General features: G+C 48.0%; 13 protein-coding genes, 1 pseudogene and 1 riboswitch. Of the genes and pseudogenes, 5 read left to right on the forward strand and 9 right to left on the reverse strand.

The window, feature by feature from the left end:
• The first annotated feature begins 3 nt into the window (after positions 1 to 3).
• The 4 genes and pseudogenes from E5342_RS07855 (at position 4) to E5342_RS07870 (ending at position 3,546) form a co-directional block, all read left to right on the forward strand.
• Entirely contained in the window at positions 4 to 519 is a 516-nt protein-coding gene (locus E5342_RS07855; protein ID WP_005854163.1) for a gamma carbonic anhydrase family protein, read from the forward strand.
• Between the two features lie 157 nt (positions 520 to 676).
• Positions 677 to 937, forward strand: a pseudogene (locus E5342_RS07860) (serine hydrolase domain-containing protein); the annotation flags it as partial.
• A gap of 59 nt (positions 938 to 996) precedes the next feature.
• The gene (locus tag E5342_RS07865) at positions 997 to 2,115 is read left to right on the forward strand and encodes a carbohydrate-binding family 9-like protein (RefSeq protein WP_121736503.1); all 1,119 of its coding nucleotides are present in this window, start codon (positions 997 to 999) and stop codon (positions 2,113 to 2,115) included.
• A 27-nt stretch (positions 2,116 to 2,142) separates the two neighbouring features.
• On the forward strand, positions 2,143 to 3,546 hold the full coding sequence (locus tag E5342_RS07870) for a C1 family peptidase (protein WP_121736502.1): 1,404 nt from the start codon (positions 2,143 to 2,145) through the stop codon (positions 3,544 to 3,546).
• A gap of 134 nt (positions 3,547 to 3,680) precedes the next feature.
• Here the strand turns inward: E5342_RS07870 and E5342_RS07875 are convergent, their stop codons facing one another.
• On the reverse strand, positions 3,681 to 4,916 hold the full coding sequence (locus E5342_RS07875) for a 3-deoxy-D-manno-octulosonic acid transferase (RefSeq protein ID WP_135959147.1): 1,236 nt from the start codon (positions 4,914 to 4,916) through the stop codon (positions 3,681 to 3,683).
• Between the two features lie 2 nt (positions 4,917 to 4,918).
• Positions 4,919 to 6,436, reverse strand: a complete 1,518-nt coding sequence (gltX, locus tag E5342_RS07880; protein WP_135959148.1) for a glutamate--tRNA ligase — start codon at positions 6,434 to 6,436, stop codon at positions 4,919 to 4,921.
• Positions 6,437 to 6,532: 96 nt separating this feature from the next.
• Here gltX and E5342_RS07885 point away from each other — a divergent pair, with 96 nt between their 5' ends.
• Positions 6,533 to 8,572, forward strand: coding sequence for an HD family phosphohydrolase (locus E5342_RS07885; RefSeq protein WP_135959149.1), 2,040 nt, complete (start codon positions 6,533 to 6,535; stop codon positions 8,570 to 8,572).
• A gap of 149 nt (positions 8,573 to 8,721) precedes the next feature.
• On the opposite strand, the gene E5342_RS07890 is transcribed toward E5342_RS07885, so the two are convergent.
• The 7 genes from E5342_RS07890 to mutA form a co-directional block, all read right to left on the reverse strand.
• Positions 8,722 to 9,363: a hypothetical protein gene (locus E5342_RS07890; RefSeq protein ID WP_121736498.1), complete on the reverse strand. Its 642-nt coding sequence runs from the start codon at positions 9,361 to 9,363 to the stop codon at positions 8,722 to 8,724.
• A gap of 91 nt (positions 9,364 to 9,454) precedes the next feature.
• Complete coding sequence (locus E5342_RS07895) at positions 9,455 to 9,949, reverse strand: low molecular weight protein-tyrosine-phosphatase (protein ID WP_135959150.1); 495 nt, start codon at positions 9,947 to 9,949, stop codon at positions 9,455 to 9,457.
• A 52-nt stretch (positions 9,950 to 10,001) separates the two neighbouring features.
• On the reverse strand, positions 10,002 to 12,464 hold the full coding sequence (gene priA / locus E5342_RS07900) for a replication restart helicase PriA (protein WP_135959151.1): 2,463 nt from the start codon (positions 12,462 to 12,464) through the stop codon (positions 10,002 to 10,004).
• Between the two features lie 87 nt (positions 12,465 to 12,551).
• Entirely contained in the window at positions 12,552 to 13,160 is a 609-nt protein-coding gene (locus tag E5342_RS07905) for a porin family protein (RefSeq protein ID WP_005867222.1), read from the reverse strand.
• 292 nt (positions 13,161 to 13,452) lie between these two features.
• Positions 13,453 to 13,655: riboswitch (cobalamin riboswitch) on the reverse strand.
• A gap of 31 nt (positions 13,656 to 13,686) precedes the next feature.
• Complete coding sequence (gene coaW, locus E5342_RS07910; RefSeq protein WP_121736495.1) at positions 13,687 to 14,529, reverse strand: type II pantothenate kinase; 843 nt, start codon at positions 14,527 to 14,529, stop codon at positions 13,687 to 13,689.
• Positions 14,530 to 14,657: 128 nt separating this feature from the next.
• The gene (gene scpA, locus E5342_RS07915) at positions 14,658 to 16,805 is read right to left on the reverse strand and encodes a methylmalonyl-CoA mutase (RefSeq protein ID WP_005854126.1); all 2,148 of its coding nucleotides are present in this window, start codon (positions 16,803 to 16,805) and stop codon (positions 14,658 to 14,660) included.
• A 12-nt stretch (positions 16,806 to 16,817) separates the two neighbouring features.
• A complete protein-coding gene (mutA, locus tag E5342_RS07920; protein ID WP_121736493.1) occupies positions 16,818 to 18,677 on the reverse strand; it encodes a methylmalonyl-CoA mutase small subunit in 1,860 nt (619 codons plus the stop codon).
• Positions 18,678 to 18,689: the final 12 nt, after the last annotated feature.

The following is an 18,689-nucleotide window of genomic DNA, read 5'->3' on the forward strand; positions in this document are numbered from 1 at the left end:
AAAATGGCATTAATCAAATCCGTTCGTGGCTTTACCCCGAAGATCGGTAAAGACACTTTTTTAGCAGACAACGCCACGATTATAGGTGACGTAGAGATCGGTGAAGGTTGCAGCATCTGGTTTGGCACCGTGCTTCGCGGCGACGTGAACTCGATTCGCATCGGCAACGGCGTGAACGTACAGGATGGTTCCGTCCTTCACACCTTATATGAGAAATCGACGATCGAGATCGGCGATGATGTATCCATCGGCCATAACGTAACGATCCACGGGGCGAAGATTTGCAATGGCGCCTTGATCGGAATGGGCTCCGTGGTATTGGATCACGCCGTAGTAGGCGAGGGAGCGATCATCGCCGCAGGTTCCGTAGTATTAAGCAAGACGATCGTCGAGCCGGGCAGTATCTACGCCGGAGTTCCCGCTAAGTTCGTCAAGAAGGTAGATCCCGAACAAGCGAAGGAGATCAACCAAAAGATAGCCAAGAACTACCATATGTATTCCTCTTGGTATAAAGAATAATAGCATGTATTTGATTATTTGAATTATAAACCATATATTTGTATCTATGAAAAAAAGGACAATAATATGGAGTTAGTAATCTTTCTTGGAGTTGTCGGGATTATTTGCCTAATAGGCTTAATTTACACGTATACCCCTTCAGGCAAAAAGTGGTTACATGAAAAATAATTCAAATAAAGGAATTCAAAACAATAAACACTATTTGTCTCGAAGCGTGAGATGGATAGTGTTTATTTTTATAGTAGGAATCGGAGGGTATCTAGCATTACCCTCCAATTATTATTTGCGCAGAGCACTTACTCATTTATTACCCAAGTCGGAAGCTTACATTCCTGAACATTATCTTCCCCGGTTTGAGGAGCTGGGTACGGTTGCCTATGTAATCATCCAAGACAATCGATTGCTATTCGAGCAATATTGTTATTACTCAACAAAAGATAAGAATCTATTTATCAAACGATCTAAAAATAAACGCACATGAGAAAAACGATTTTAACGACAGCGCCATTGGCGGCACTCCTATTGCTTTCTTGCGTACAGAAACCAAGTACGCAAAGGCCAGACATCACGTACATGCCGCAACCACCATTCAATCCACCGACGTATGTTTGCTACAAGGCTCCCGCTCCTATCAAGATCGACGGAAAGCTATCTCCCGGGGAATGGGACGCGATACCTTGGACCAGCGACTTCGTGGATATCGAAGGAGACAAACGCCCGGCCCCTCACTTCCAGACCCGGGCCAAGATGACTTACGATGATAACGGAATGTATTTCGCTGTCCTTATGGAGGAGCCGCACGTATGGGCGACCATCACGGAACACGACGCCGTGATCTTCCATGACAACGACTTCGAGATCTTCCTGAATCCTACAAACGACACCCATAATTATCTGGAGTACGAGGTGAACGCCTTGGGTACGGAATGGGACTTGTTCTTAACCCGCCCCTATCGGGATAATCCGCAAGTATTGAATAACTGGGAGTTTGCCGGAATGGAATCTGCGGTTCACGTGGACGGTACGCTGAATAACCCGAAAGATACGGATCAGTCATGGAGCGTAGAGGTATTCATTCCTTGGACTTCCGTATTCCAAATGGACAGAGGAAAAGAAAAACCGGAAATCGGTGAGCAGATACGTGTGAACTTCTCCCGCGTGGAATGGACAACGGGCGTGAAAGACGGTAAATACGTAAAAGTCCCTATCCAAGGAGAGGATAAGATTCGCGAGTACAACTGGGTATGGGCACCTACCGGGGTAATCAATATCCATATGCCCGAATATTGGGGTTATGTACAAATATCGGATAAGATAGCGGGAGAAGGTGAGACTCCTTTCGTAAAACATCCTTCGGAGGAGACGAAATGGATCTTGCGTAATTTATATTACCGTCAGAATGAGTTCGCCGCAACCTTCGGGCATTATGCCGATAACATCAACGACTTGAAGGCAAACGAGCTATGCCCGCAAGAGATCGCTAATCAACTGGAAATACATACGACACCTTCTATGTACGAGATATCGTTACCGGCATCGGACGGTACGGTATGGAAGATCCGGCAAGACGGTCTGGTATGGCCTAAAAAGAAATAACACAATTTATTAATCAACTTACATATCATGAAACAAAAGAATTTATGGATAGCGGCCTTGGCTTTAGGCATCACGCTATCGGCTCACGGGCAACAAAGCGGTGGAGGCATCTCACCAGCGATGTTGCAGCAAATCAAACAGGCTTATCAAGGAACGCCGGCCGATAAGGCGATCCGTAATGCGATCACCAATAACGACATCAACAAGCTTGCCGTTAATGGGGAGAGCAAGAACAATCTGGATACTTACTTCTCCAATAAGGTAGAGAGCAAAGGGATCTCCAACCAACGTTCCTCGGGCCGTTGCTGGCTTTTCACGGGATTGAACGTATTTCGTGCGCAGGCGATCCATAAATACAACATGGGTGAATTCCAATTCTCCCAGAATTATTCTTTCTTTTGGGATCAATTGGAGAAAGCGAACCTTTTCTTACAGGGCATCATCGATACCCGTCTGAAACCCATGGACGACAAGATGGTGGAATGGTTATTCAAGAACCCGATCGGAGACGGAGGACAGTTCACGGGTGTCTCCGATATCTTGACCAAGTATGGCGTGGTTCCCGCCGAGGTCATGGTGGAGACCAACAGCAGCAACAGTACCGGACGCATGAGCAACCTGATCGGATTAAAGCTGAAAGAATACGGCTTGCAACTTCGTGACCAGTCTATGACCAAAGGCACGACCGTAGCGGACCTGGAGAAAAAGAAAACAGAGATGCTAGGTACGATTTACCGTATGCTCGTATTGAACTTGGGAGAGCCGCCTACGAAATTCACGTGGACTCGCAAAGACGCTAAAGGGAATCCGGTAGAGACGAAGGAATATACGCCTCAGTCCTTCTTCCAAGAATATATCGGGGACGATTTGAAAAACAATTATGTTATGTTGATGAACGATCCGAGCCGCGATTATTATAAACTGTATGAGATCGATTACGACCGCCACGCTTACGATGGCAAGAACTGGACGTACGTGAACCTTCCGATCGAGGATATCAAACAAATGGCTATCGCTTCCATCAAGGACAGTACCATGATGTATTTCTCTTGCGACGTGGGCAAGTTCTTCGATCGTGACAGAGGTATTCTGGATGTAAACTTCTACGATTACGGTTCATTGCTGGGCACCACATTCGGCATGGATAAGAAACAACGTATCCAGACATTCGCCAGCGGTTCCTCACACGCCATGACCTTGATGGCAGTTGACCTCGACGCAAATGGAAAGCCAAAGAAATGGATGGTCGAGAATAGTTGGGGCCCCGGAGCGAACGCCGGCCACCTCATCATGACAGACCAATGGTTTAATGAGTATATGTTCCGTCTGGTAGTCAACAAAAAGTACATCACGGATCAAGTAAAAGAGATCTTGAAACAAACACCGACTCGCCTTCCCGCTTGGGACCCGATGTTCGCTGAAGAGGATTAAAATAAAACACGGATGAGATAGACAACGCAAATCGTTCAATTAACTAATCCGTACATCTATCTCATCCGTATTCCATTGTTATATCAAAAGAGTCTGGGCATACAATCACTCGAATAGTAAACTCGGCTTATCTATTAACGGATATGGATTTGCCGTAAGATCTGATCCGTCGCTCCTACACTGTTTTTCACAAAATCACCGGCAGCTTGCCCGGAGATTTCCAAAGCAGTCGGATCGGTCAATAACTCGTCCATCTTCGTTCGGAAAGAGGTATCGTCCGTGATGGAGAAACCACCACCTACAGCGATCAGATCCTTCGCCTCCTTAAACTTATGGTATCTCGGGCCGAATAAGACCGGCACCCCATAAACGGCGGCTTCCAACGTATTGTGGATACCCGCTCCGAAACCACCACCGATATAAGCGATCTGTCCGTAGCGATAAATGGAAGATAAGAGTCCGAAACTGTCGATGATCAAACAATCCTTATCAGCCAGATCATCCCCGTGCGCCTCCGATAGACGGACGGACGGACGTTTTAGCATCGCCTCGATAGCAAGGAGATGCTCCCGGTGGATCTCATGCGGGGCGATAATCAACTTCATCTCCGGATGCTCATGGAAATAAGGGATAAAGATCGCCTCGTCCTGCGGCCATGAACTGCCGGCCACCATCACGATCGGCTTCCTACCCTCCTTGCTTTCCAAGAAACGTTCGATAAACGGAAGCTCACGAGCTTGCTTACGGACATCCAACACCCGGTCGAAACGGGTATCGCCGGTCACCGTCACATTCGTGATACCGAACTCGTTCAAAAGTTTCATCGAACGCTCGTCCTGCACGAAAAGATGATCAAAATAAGATAACATCTTCCGGTACGGCTTTCCGAACCATTGGAAAAATAGCTGGTCGGGACGAAATATGGCGGAAATGATATAAACCGGTATTCCCCGCTTATGCAACTCACGCAAATAGTTTCCCCAAAACTCGTACTTGATAAATACGGCGATCGCCGGGTTCGCCAAATTCAGAAACTTCTTCACCCGGAAAGGCGTATCGAAAGGAAGGTAGCAAATCACGTCCGCTCCTTTGTAATTCTTCCGTACCTCATAACCGGAGGGAGAAAAGAAAGTCAGCAGCACCTTATACTCCGGCTGTTCAGCCTTGATCTTCTCGATCATAGGACGCCCTTGCTCGAACTCACCCAACGAGGAGGCATGGAACCAGATGTATTTAGCGTTCCGGTCGATCTTCTCACGAAGTATGGAATTTGTTTTCCACTGCCCGAATCGCATCAGTCTCGCCTTTTTATGAAAAGGCGAGATTAAAGCCACTACAAAAGCGTAGAGATGTATCACTAAACTGTACATGATTATTTTAGTATCTCGATGGCCCGTTGGATACGGCGGATAGACTCCTCTTTACCCAAAGCCTCGGTGATATCAAAGATACCGGGGCCCTTACCCTCGCCAACCAAGGCCAGACGGGCGGCGTTCATGATATTCCCCAAATGATATCCCTTGCTCTCGATCCAAGCCTTGCACTCGTTCTCGGTACCTTCTACGTCGAACGGCTCACGGGCACGCAGTTGTTCGATAAACTCACCCAATTGAACAGAGGAATCCTCTTTCCAGCGTTTCTTGCGGGTTTTCTCATCGTACTCCGTCGGGGCGATAAAGAAGAAAGAGCAAAGATCCCATAACTCACTCACGAAATTGACACGGCCTTTCATCATACCGACTACTTTCTCTACATAAGCATGGGTAGTCTGGATACCGTGGCTTTCCACGATCGGCAAGAATAGGTCTGCGATCTCCGCATTACTCTTCTCCAGCAAATAGTGGTGGTTAAACCATCTGCCTTTCTCATAATCGAACTTAGCGCCGCTCTTGCTGCAACGAGACAGGTCGAACAAACGGATCAAATCATCCATGCTCATCACCTCCTGATCGTTACCCGGGTTCCAGCCCAGCAAAGCGAGGAAGTTTACGACAGCCTCGGGGAAGTAGCCACTCTCACGATAGCCCGATGAAACATCACCCGTCTTCGGATCGTGCCATTCCAAGGGGAATACAGGGAAACCCAGACGATCGCCGTCACGCTTGCTCAACTTACCGTTACCTTCCGGTTTCAACAGCAAGGACAGGTGGGCGAAACTAGGCATCGCATCTTCCCAACCGAAGAAACGATATAATAATACGTGAAGCGGCGCACTCGGCAACCACTCCTCGCCACGGATCACATGGGTAACCTCCATCAAATGGTCGTCCACGATATTCGCCAAGTGGTAAGTAGGCAATTGGTCAGCCGATTTATATAATACCTTATCATCCAAGATAGAAGAGTTGATAATGACCTCGCCACGGATCAAGTCGTTCACGTGGATATCCTCATTCGGCTCGATCTTGGCACGAACTACGTACTGATGACCTGACTCGATCAGGCTCTGAACCTCTTCCGGAGAAAGCGTCAATGAGTTGCGCATTTGCGAACGGGTAGAGGCGTCGTATTGGAAATTGGCGATCTCCTTCCGTTTCTCCTCCAACTCGGCAGGCGTATCGAACGCTATATAAGCATGGCCATCGTTCAGCAATTGATCGACATACTTCTTGTAGATCTCACGACGCTCACTCTGGCGATATGGGCCGTAGTTGCCGCCGAAGCTCACACCCTCGTCGAACTTGATACCCAACCAATTCAGGGCCTCGATGATATAGTCTTCCGCTCCGGGAACAAAGCGTTGGGAATCCGTATCCTCGATACGGAGAATCATATCACCGCCATTTTGTTTAGCGAATAAATAGTTGTATAAAGCCGTGCGGACACCTCCGATATGCAGCGCCCCCGTAGGACTAGGCGCAAAGCGTACCCTTACTTTTTTTTGAGTCATAATACTTACATTCTATAATAATACGGCAAAAGTACGCCTTTTTTTCCGCTTAGTGAAGTTTTTTACGTATATTTCGGACGCTAAATGAGAACGCATATGAAACAAAAGAATTACAATATACCGACCGTGGTCTACTTCGTCGTGGCCGCATTACTTATCGCCTACTTCTTCCCTCGGGAGGGAAAATTCCGTTATCAGTTCTATGAGGGCAAGCCTTGGAGGTACGGATTGCTCACCGCTCCGAGCGATTTCCCGATCTACAAGACCGACGACGAGGTAAAAGCGGAGAAAGACAGCGTACTCCGTAAGTTCGAGCCTTATTACCGCATGAACCCCGACATCCAGAAGCAAGAGGTCGAGAAACTGCGTGCCAACTACAATAACGGCAATAACCTGCGAAGCAAAGTATCCCCCGCTTACATGCAGTATATCGAGAGCAGCCTGATCAACTTATACAAGAACGGTATCATCTCGTCGCAGGATCTGGACGAACTTCGGAAAGAAGAATACTCCCGTGTCAACCTCTTGGAGAACGCCGTCGCACAGCCCCGTTACGTGAGCGACTTTTTCACCGTTCGCACCGCCTACGAGTTCATTATCAACAACTGCCCCTCACGACTGGACAAATCCATCCTGCAATCGTGTGACATCAATAATTACCTCACCGAGAACATATCCTATGCCGCCGACATGTCCGACAAGATCAAGGAGGATATGCTACAGAGCGTATCTATCGCTAACGGCATGGTACAAGCCGGAGAACGTATCGTAGACCGGGGCGAGATCATTGACAACCATACCTACAACGTGCTCCGTTCCCTGAAGGCCGTACACGAGGCCAAGACCGGAGGCACGCAGACGCAAGGTATCATACTGGCCGGGCAATTCGTGCTCGTCTTCGGGCTAATGTTCTGTTTCTGGCTCTACCTATGGTCTTTCCGGTTAAAGATATTCCATAACCGGAGGAACGTACTGTTTTTGATCCTTTGTATATTCGTAAGTTGCATCCTTACGGAACTATGTGTCACGTACGCTTTATTCAACGTATACATATTGCCATTCGCCATCGTTCCGATCGTGGTACGTACCTTCTTCGACTCCCGAACAGCACTTTTCACGCACCTTATTATCGTGCTGATCTGCTCATTGATGGTACCTTTCCCGCATGAGTTTCTATTACTACAAACCATAGCAGGCATGGTCGTAACGTTCAGCCTGAGAAACCTGAGCGAACGCTCGCAACTGATCCGATGCGCATTCTTCATATTCCTCTCGTATGCCATTTGCTACACGAGTCTCACGTTGTTTCAAGAGGCGAACCTGAATAAAATCAACTGGATGATGATGCTCTACTTTGGTATCAACTTCATCCTCGTCATGTTCACCTACATATTAGTATATATGCTGGAGAAGACATTCGGCTACGTATCGGACATCACCTTGGTGGAATTGTCCAACATCAACAACCCGATCTTGAAGAAGCTCAGCGAGACTTGCCCGGGTACGTTCCAACACTCTTTGCAGGTATCCATCCTCGCCTCCGAAGCGGCCGCCAAGATCGGCGCCAACTCGCAATTGGTCCGTACTGGTGCCCTTTACCATGACATAGGAAAGATGAGTAACCCTGTCTTCTTCACCGAGAACCAGACGAGCGTGAATCCACATAACCAGCTGACATTCGACCAAAGTGCGCAGATCATTATCAGCCACGTCACCGAGGGCGTGAAGATTGCCGAGAAAGCCCTGCTACCCAAGGCGGTTATCAGCTTCATCCGTACTCACCACGGGCGTGGCAAGGCGAAGTATTTCTACAACTCTTTCAAGAATCAATACCCAGACAAGCCGATTAACGACGAGCTATTCACCTACCCCGGCCCGAATCCCTTCTCGAAGGAGACCGCCGTACTGATGATGGCCGATTCCGTGGAAGCCGCCTCCCGCAGCTTGAAAGAACATACCGAAGAGAGTATCAGCGCCTTGGTGAACAAGATCATCGACGGGCAGATCGCCGACGGCTTGCTAAAGAGCGCACCGCTGACCTTCAAGGACGTGGAGACCATAAAGAGCGTATTCGTAGACAAACTGAAAACGATGTTCCATACCCGGATCAGCTACCCGGACTTGAAAAAACAATAATTATCAAGCAGATAGGCATACAGCCATCGGCACAGAACCATAATGCCTATTATAAGGTTCTTATAATCGCAGTTATAAGCATCTTACGATGGGCATTCTAGCAACCTTACGATGGGCATCGTAATCGGATAAGATAAAGGAGGTCACTTCTAGCGGCTTTTCAGCTTCGCATAAAGGAGATAATTATTGTCATTCTCTGTAAGGCCAGCTTGTACCTCAGTAAGACGTTTACGCATTTGCTCCGTGAGATGGTTAGAATGGAGTGCTTTCTCTATCCTCTCCGACAAGACACTTGGCTCCAGACAAATCATATAATAACCATAGTTCAGTCCCAACGGCATCTCTAATCGCTCTCCATCCAGAAAATCATTCTCTATACCGAAGTAAGCACCACGCAGGGTCTGTTTATCTACGATATAATAGGTCGGTAAATCTCCGGCTATACGCCGCTGGATATTCCCGTCATCATCGGTCTTGGACTGAATCCATTGCCCGGTAGCCTCACCCACATAATGATCCGAAACATAGGCATAAGGCGCCCCGGTCAACGCCTCATCCCGGTCATCCAATTTAATGATCTCAAGTTCCTCGGAAAAATAGCTAAGAGGGAAAATCACCGTATCTTTCAACAAGGAGGGATCTAGTTCTATCATTTCTTCCCCGTCGATCATCACGCGCATCGCCACTACAGGGGCATCCTTCAAGTAGTTTACCTGCTCAGTCCTATCACAGCAAGCTGTCAGAACCGCAAGCGCAACCGCAATTGTCCATGTTTGAAATTCATTCTTCATCGTCCTATTAATTTAAAGTTAACCATCCTCGTTATTAACATCGCAATATACAAACATTAAACGAATTACGATATAAGCGTAGAACCTTTTTTTATTTTCGTATTTCCATTTCTTCCCTCAAGTATTCCAACAACCCGGCGCAAGCGTCTTCCAATAGATCCAAGACCAACTCGAAGCCTTCGGCACCGCTATAATAAGGATCCGGGACGTGATCATACAGTTTATTCCGGGAGAACTCAGTCATTCGATGTATCTTAGCGACGGATTCCAGATCGGGAGCCATCCGCTTCAAATCCGTTATATTCTGGTCGTCCATGCCTATAATTAAGTCGAAATCATGGAAGTCCCACTGACGTACCGGACGGGAGATCGAATCCAACGAATATCCCCTGCGAGCCGCATGCGCCCGCATCCTTGAATCCGCCCGGTCTCCCTCATGATAGCCAGTGATCCCGGCGGAATCGATCTCGATCCGAGCTTCCAGCCCCACATTCTTCACCAATTTCTTCATTACCGCCTCCGCCGAAGGGGAACGGCATATATTTCCCAAACACACAAACAACAACCGTATCTTTTCCTCCTTCATCCCTAAGCTCCTTTCCTTTAATTTTCAATTCTCAATTCTCCATTTTCAATTCTCAAGCCGGGTCCACATCATAATGAACCAACAACTGCTTAAATAGCGCATATCCCTGCATCTCCGCATGAATCCCCTCCAATATCTCACGAAGCGGAGCGATCCCAGCAGAGATCTCGATCTTCAAGACGATCTTCTTGATATGAAGCGTCTGTACCCGGGTGATAGGCGGCGTAACCGGCCCTAACACCCGCTCACCCAAACGGGCACGAAGTTTCTCGGCGTATAAAGCGGACATCTCCTGCAAAGCCTCCGCATTCCGGCTCCGAAGGATCAAGACGATCAAACGGTAGTAAGGCGGGTAACGGAACATACTACGCTCGCTCAATTGCAAACTCACCATTTCCTTATAAGCAAAATGCTGCACCATACGGATCAAAGGATGCTCCGGCTGGGTAGTCTGCAAGACCACCGTGCCTCGCTTGTCCCGCCTGCCGGCACGTCCGCTAACCTGTACCATCAATTGATAAGCCCGCTCGTGCGCCCGGAAGTCAGGGAAATTCATCAAGCTATCGGCGCTCAAGATTCCTACTACGCTGACATTCCCGAAATCCAGTCCCTTCGATAACATCTGGGTACCGATCAAGATTTGTGTCTTCCCCTTCTCGAAATCCGCGATGATCCGCTCGTAAGCCGTACGGGTACGGGCCGTATCGAAATCCAGCCGCTCCACTTTCGCCGTGGGGAATTGTCCGGCGATCTCCTCCTCCACCTTTTCCGTACCGAAGCCTTGCATCTTGAACTCCGTCCCTTTACACTCGGGACATACCTGCGGTAAGCGGTAGGTATAACCGCAATAATGACAAACCAATTGATTATGCGCCTTGTGGTAGGTAAGGCTCACATCGCAATTCACGCAATGAGGCACCCATCCGCAACCACGGCACTCGATCATCGGGGCGAATCCCCGACGGTTCTGGAACAGGATCGCCTGCTCGCCCCGGGATAGGGCCTCCCGTACCTTCTCCACCAACAGCGGGGAGAAAAGGGTATCTTTCATGATCTTCTTGCGCTTTAGCTCCTTCACGTCCACCGTGATAATCTCCGGCACCAAGCAATCGCCATAGCGGGTAGATAACTCAACCAGACCGTATTTCCCCGCCGTAGCATTGAAATAGGAATCGATGGAGGGAGTGGCGGAACCCAATAAGGTCTTACCGCCGTGCATACCCGCCAAGACAATGGCAGCGTTACGGGCATGGTAACGGGGTGCCGGGTCCTGCTGTTTATACGTATTCTCATGCTCCTCGTCCACGATAATCAAGCCCAAGTCCTTAAACGGAAGGAAGAGGGAAGAGCGGACCCCCAATACCAGCATAGGCTCGTCGCTATGCAATAGCTTATTCCAAACTTCCACCCGCTCGTTGTCCGAGAATTTGGAGTGATAGACCAATAGCTTATCCCCGAAAAGTTTCGCCAGCCGCTCCGTGATCTGGGTCGTGATGGCGATCTCCGGTAACATATATAAAACCTGCCGCCCCAGCCGCAAGATCTCATGGATCAAACGGACATAGATCTCGGTCTTGCCACTGGAAGTCACTCCGTGAAGCAGGCAAACTTCCTTCGTCTTGAAAGCCTCATGGATCTCTCCATAGGCTTTCTCTTGCGCCGGGCTGAGCGGATTCGGCTCTTGCAAGCGGCAGACGGATACTTGTAAACGACCCACCTCTTTCTCGTAACTCTCCAAGATACCCCGTTTCAGCAGCCCCTCCAATACCGTAGAGGTATAACCACTGCGTTCCAATAGCTCTTTCTTGGAAAGCTCCTTCGATAAAGCGGGATTCAACGTATGGCTCAAATCCAAGAAACTGACCAACAGAAGCTCTTGCTTTTTCGCTCGTTTCAATTCCTCGAATACCGCTTGCAATTTCGTCTCATCCCGGTAAGCCTCGGCCAAACGGATAAACGCCTGTGTCTTGGGAACAAATCCTCGCTTCAGTTCCTCACTCACCTCGACCGCCCCTTTCACCATCAAGGAAGAGACAATCGGGACAACATTTCGGAGGCCGGTCTTCTTCTCTAACTCCGAGATCGTCAATTTCAAGACCCCGCTAAAGGCATCCAGTACCGCTTGCTCGTTCGGACGCAAGGGGGAGGTGGCTTCGAAATCCTCATTATAAGTAACCGCTGTCTCGCTTTCCAGCTTTAAGCCGGAAGGCAAGGCCGCCTTATACACGTCACCCAATTTACATATATAATAGGAAGATATCCATTTCCAAAAACGAAGCTGCGGACGGCGGAGCACCGGCATGGCATCCAGCAAGGCGTAGATCTCCTTCGTCTCGAAATCGGATACCGGCTCCCGATCGTGTACCTCCATGACGATGGCCGTATAGTATCTTTTCTTCCCGAAATGCACGATCACTCGGCAACCGGGAGTCACGGCTTTTTCCAAATCTTCGGGTATCCGATAGGTATAGCTATTCTCCAAAGGAAGGGGAAGTATGACGTCCGCGTATTTCATTCAAACAGGTGTTTCATTACGAGCCCAAAAATAACAAAAAAGGCCGGACTTCTAAAGCCCAGCCTCTCTCATTTTATTTTCATCTATTTAGAACAAGATCGCTGCCGTGATAGACCATCCACGGTTCTTTCCGGCACCATCGGAGAGGTTCACCTTCTCAATGCTATAATTATCAGTCAGTCCCAGACCATAATTAAAACCCACCTGCAAGTGACTGATCAACTCCACACCGGCACCGAAGTTCAGACCTGCGCTGAAATTCTTCGCCTTCACCTGATCCGCTACGGAACCTGGGATATCCCAAAACTTATCACCACCTACACGGAAACCGATATACGGACCGGCTGCCAGATACGCCTTGACAATAGGCAACCCGAATTTCCATTTCAAGTTGACCGGAACATCGATATAATCTGTCTTCATCGAAGTCTTCACCCCGCCAGCCGAAGTCGTCTCCAAACCTTTTTGCGAATACAATACTGCCGCATCGATCCCGACACCGACCAACGGTAAGGTCGTCTCGATCATCGGCCCCACTTGGAAGCCGGTTACGTTATCCGCTTTCAACACGTCCGAGTTGAAATGGACAGACGATATATTCACACCTCCCTTGATACCGAATTTAAGCTGAGCGTTCGCCGGAAGCGCCATCAACGCTAGCAAGGCAACCATAACAAGTCCCACAATTTTCTTCATATTCATACTTCTTTTGTTAATTACTCGTTGCAAATAAACGCACTTTTCTAATAATAAACAAATATTCTCTATAGAGTGTTCACGGAATACCCCAGCCTTTTAAACGTAAAGAAAGCATGCATCTCACACACGGAGCTCATCCCGCCGGCCAGATTCATGCTTCTTTCCCTAATTATTATGGCAAAATAATTATCCGATACCATGAGACGACCTGATAAGAAAACGTTGGATAAAGAATAGTAAAAACCGGATACGGCTCTTGCGTTCTCTTCCGGCCTTTCCTCGAAGCCGTCGAAAATATACACGCTTTGCAGGTCTTCTGACTTACTTCCGGTCTTAAGCGCCTTCCCATTCACTTGAATGAACAGTGGCAACAGTATTGCTCAACCCGTTTATGAAGCTTACAGCAGCGGGACTGTCCAGGATTCTCACCCGATTCCCTTTTAATCCCTATCTGGCGATTGCCGAAAGGGAACAAAGCATGTAGCAAAGATACATAAAGTTTTGATGTGGCCTAACACTTTCCTCAAAAAATGTCCCTATATTCCCGATTCCGGATATAGCATAAAGCCGCCCCAATAGCCGTACGATACTCGGCATACTCCGGTATCTTGAAATGGACATCACACATCTCCTCCAAACGGGGAAAAATATCCAGGCATTGCGGCAAGCGAGTCAGATTGCCGATCAAGACGATATTCTTGATATCGCCATTCAACGAGGCAAAAACAGCCCCTTGCCCGATTGTCTGCAAGACCATATGAACGATGCCAAGAGCGGTATCCTCAACCTTAGCGTTTGCGTCCGCTTTTCCAAAAATAGAGGCTGTCACATCCAGCGGCAGGCCGGGTAGCGGATGCAGCGTAATATCCCGGATATGCAAGTCTATATCATTCAAGGAACCATGCTCAGCCAAAGACGCTACTTGATGAAAGTCATGCGTTTTCAATAATAGCTTAGACAAGCCGAGGATGGTTCCGCCACCGATCCCCAATCCTCCGATATGCTTGACAGTGGAGCCTTGCACCTTGACAAAGGAAGTACCTGTTCCCATGCTGACCACCAACAGGTTGTCCAGTCCCGTATTATATTGCGCCCCTAGCCCATTTGCAAGGAACTCATCCGTTTTCGCAGTTGGTAAACCATATAAAGGTTGATCAATATAAGCACTACCTACACCAGTCAAGATCACTTTCTCTATATTCGAGAGCGAAATATTATTATTATAAATATATTTACCGAAGGCCCCGAATAAAGAGGTTACCGGATCGGTAGCTTTCACAAACATCGGGTTCTTGATCTTCTTATCCTCCACACCGACGATCTTGGTCGTGCTACCTCCCACATCTATACCTATAACAATTCCCATGATTCTTTCCCTTTTAATCGAATAATCGCTACAAAAGTACATAAACCCGCATACAATACTAAAAAAGGCCAGACAAAATCAATTGTCCAGCCTCACTTTATTTAAAAACCGTAAGGTTTAAACGCTACTTATTCGCCTAACAAGATCTCAAGGATCTGGCAAGCAGCCTTCGATACAGAAGTACCCGGGCCAAAGATAGCGGCAACACCTGCCTTATACAAGAAGTCATAGTCTTGAGCCGGGATTACACCACCAGCGATAACGATGATATCCTCACGACCTAATTTCTTCAACTCCTCGATAACCTGCGGAACCAACGTCTTATGACCAGCGGCCAAAGAAGAAACGCCCATTACGTGAACATCGTTCTCTACAGCTTGACGGGCAGCCTCGGCCGGAGTCTGGAACAACGGTCCCATATCTACGTCGAAACCACAGTCTGCGTAACCGGTAGCGACAACCTTAGCGCCACGGTCATGTCCGTCCTGACCCATCTTAGCGATCATGATACGAGGCTGACGGCCCTCTTTCTTAGCGAATTGCTCGCAAAGCTCGCAAGCTTTCTGGAAGTCTGCGTCTTTCTTAGTTTCTGATGAATACACGCCTGAAATAGTTCTAATGATTGCTTTATAACGACCTACAACCACCTCGCAAGCATCGGAGATCTCTCCCAATGACGCACGCAAGCCGGCAGCCTTAACAGCCAACTCTAATAAATTGCCCTTCTTCGTCTTCACGCACTCCGTGATATCAGCCAAAGCTTTTTGAACAGCTGCTTCGTCACGGTTAGCACGCAACTCCTTCAAAGCGGCGATCTGCTCGTTACGTACGGCTGTATTATCGATCTCAAGGATATCGATCGGATCTTCCTTCGGCAAACGATATTTGTTAACACCAACGATAGTCTGAACACCTGAGTCGATACGAGCCTGTGTACGAGCGGCAGCTTCCTCAATACGCATCTTAGGAAGACCTGTCTCAATAGCTTTCGCCATACCACCCATGCTTTCGATCTCTTGGATCAACGCCCAACCTTTGTGTACCAACTCATTCGTCAAAGACTCTACGTAGTAAGAACCAGCCCACGGGTCGATTTCCTTACAGATCTTAGTCTCTTCCTGAATGTAAATCTGTGTATTACGAGCGATACGAGCAGAGAAGTCGGTCGGCAAAGCGATCGCCTCATCCAATGCGTTCGTATGCAAAGATTGTGTATGTCCTAATGTAGCGGCCATAGCCTCGATACAAGTACGTCCTACGTTATTGAACGGATCTTGCTCGGTCAATGACCAACCGGAAGTCTGGCTATGTGTACGCAATGCCAATGATTTCGGGTTCTTAGCGCCGAAGCTTTTCACGATCTTCGCCCACAACATACGAGCCGCACGCATCTTGGCGATCTCCATGAAGTGATTCACGCCAATAGCCCAGAAGAAAGACAAACGAGGAGCGAACGCATCCACATCGATACCGGCATTGATACCGGCACGAAGATATTCCATACCGTCACACAACGTATAAGCCATCTCGATATCAGCCGTAGCACCAGCCTCCTGCATATGATAGCCGGAGATAGAGATAGAGTTGAACTTCGGCATCTTCTGAGAGGTGTACTCGAAGATATCGGCGATAATCTTCATAGAGAACTCGGGCGGGTAGATATAGGTATTACGCACCATGAACTCTTTCAAGATATCGTTCTGGATCGTACCGGCCATTTCCTCCAACTTAGCTCCTTGCTCCAAACCCGCATTGATATAGAATGCCAATACCGGAAGCACACCACCGTTCATGGTCATGGAAACAGACATCTTGTTCAAAGGAATACCATCAAACAACACTTTCATGTTCTCCAAGGAACAGATAGATACACCCGCTTTACCTACATCACCAACCACACGTTCGTTGTCAGCATCGTAACCACGGTGAGTCGGAAGGTCGAACGCAACGGACAAACCTTTCTGACCGGAAGCCAAATTACGACGATAGAAAGCGTTAGACTCCTCTGCGGTAGAGAAACCTGCGTACTGACGGATTGTCCAAGGACGCATAGCGTACATACCGCTGTACGGGCCACGTAGATAAGGAGGCAAACCGGAAGCATAGTTCAAGTGCTCCATACCCTCCAAGTCTTCTTTTGTATATACAGGTTTCACCTCGATATGCTCGGGTGTTTTCCAATTGGGCTCGATGCCATTGGCTTTTGCCCATTCAGCAGCGTTTGTAGCTGCGAATCCGGCATTCTTTATATCTATGTTTTTAAAATTTGGTCTCATAATTGTTTATACTTAAGCGATTCCTAATTTAGCGTTGAATGCTTTCAATGTCTCAAGCACATTGCTCTTTACATTTACGAACTGGTCGATACCTTGAGCCTTCAAGTCGTCTGCACAAGCCGGAGCTCCTGCTACAACGAATTCGGCACGTCCGGCCAAAGCCTTGTAAGCGGCAGGTGCGAATTCAGCATACTCGTCATCACTAGAACAAAGAACCACGATCTCGGCACCCGCCTTGACAGCAGCCTCAATACCAGCCTCAACCGTATCGAAGCCTAAGTTATCAATTATCTTATATCCGGCACAAGCGAAGAAGTTAGCGGAGAACTGTGAACGAGCCAAACGCATCGCCAAGTTTCCTATCGTCAACATGAATACCTTCGGAGTCTTGCCACTCTTCTCTGTCGCCATACGCAAAGCCTCAAACTCAGAAGCACCGCGAGAGAAATCAAGAGCCGGGATCGTTGCCTCTCCACAATGACCACCGCCACAACAGCAAGAACCTTTTTCCTGAATCTTATCGGCAGCTACTTCCGTGAAGTTAGGATACTGGTTAGAACCCAACAGGATCTCACGACGGGTAGCAACCGCTTTCTTACGAGCCACATTCGAAGCGTTAACAGCATTCTGGATCTCACCAGCATTCACCGCAACGGAAAATCCACCTTTTTCCTCAACCTCCAAGAACAACATCCAAGCTACATCGGCCAAGGAATTCGTCAATACCTCAACATAATAAGAACCAGCAGACGGGTCAACAACCTTATCCAAGTGACACTCTTCCTTCAATAATAATTGTTGGTTACGTGCGATACGCTCAGAGAAATCGTCCGGAGTCTGGTAAATCTTATCAAACGGGCGAACCGTGATAGAGTCTACACCGGCAAGAGCGGCAGACATAGCCTCCGTCTGAGAACGAAGCAAGTTTACGTGAGCATCGTAAACTGTCATGTTCCACTCTGAAGTCTGTGCATGAGCAACCATCTTGCAAGCGCATTCGCAGGCCGGCTTATAAGCGGCTACGATCTCGGCCCACAACCAACGAGCCGCACGGAACTTAGCGATTTCCATGAAGTAGTTAGAGCTGATACCGAAATTAAACTTGATCTTCTTGGCAACCTCGTCAGCAGTGAAACCAACCTCGGTAAGTTTAGCCATCAATTCGTTACCCCAAGCCAAGGCGTAACCTAATTCCTGAGAAATGTAAGCGCCAGCATTGTTGAAAAGGAACGCATTTACAGCCAATACACGGTAGTTAGGCAAAGCCTGTCCAGCTTTGAGCACAGCCGCGGCACCTTCTACCCACTCACTGTTTTCTTTACCTTTTACTAAAGGTTTCTTGAAAGCGTCATAGTTTACAGAACCGTAGCACTTCTCTGCGTCGACACCCTTACCTTTGAAGTAGTCAGCCAAGATGCCGATCAACTTCTCCGCTTTGCAGTTGCAAGTGTTGAAGTTCAATTCTACGGAAGCCGGACAAATACCTTCTAATAAAGTAGCGATGTTCTCCTCGTTTACCTCATCACCTTTGATGATGAAACCAAGAGAAGTAACACCTTTCGTCAAAAGGTCAAGTGCTTTCTCGTTAGCACCCTTGAAGCAGCAAACTTCAATGTTCTGGCGTACCTTCCAATCATTGTCTTTCTTCGTTCCGCGAACATAAGGGAATTCACCGGGAAGAGACTCTGTAGTCTTTAACCCCTCGATGTCTTCTGCACGATAGAAAGGATTTACATTAAACCCTTCGCCTGTCTTCCAAACAAGCTTTTTCTCAAACGGAACCCCTTTCAGGTCGGCCGTTATCTTCGCCATCCACTCTTCAGTAGACACAGGAGCGAATTCTGAGAAAAGTTTTTCTTTTAGTTCTGCCATAATATTAGTTGT

The sequence above is a fragment of the Parabacteroides distasonis genome (assembly GCF_004793765.1).
GTDB classification, from domain to species: Bacteria; Bacteroidota; Bacteroidia; order Bacteroidales; family Tannerellaceae; genus Parabacteroides; species Parabacteroides distasonis_A.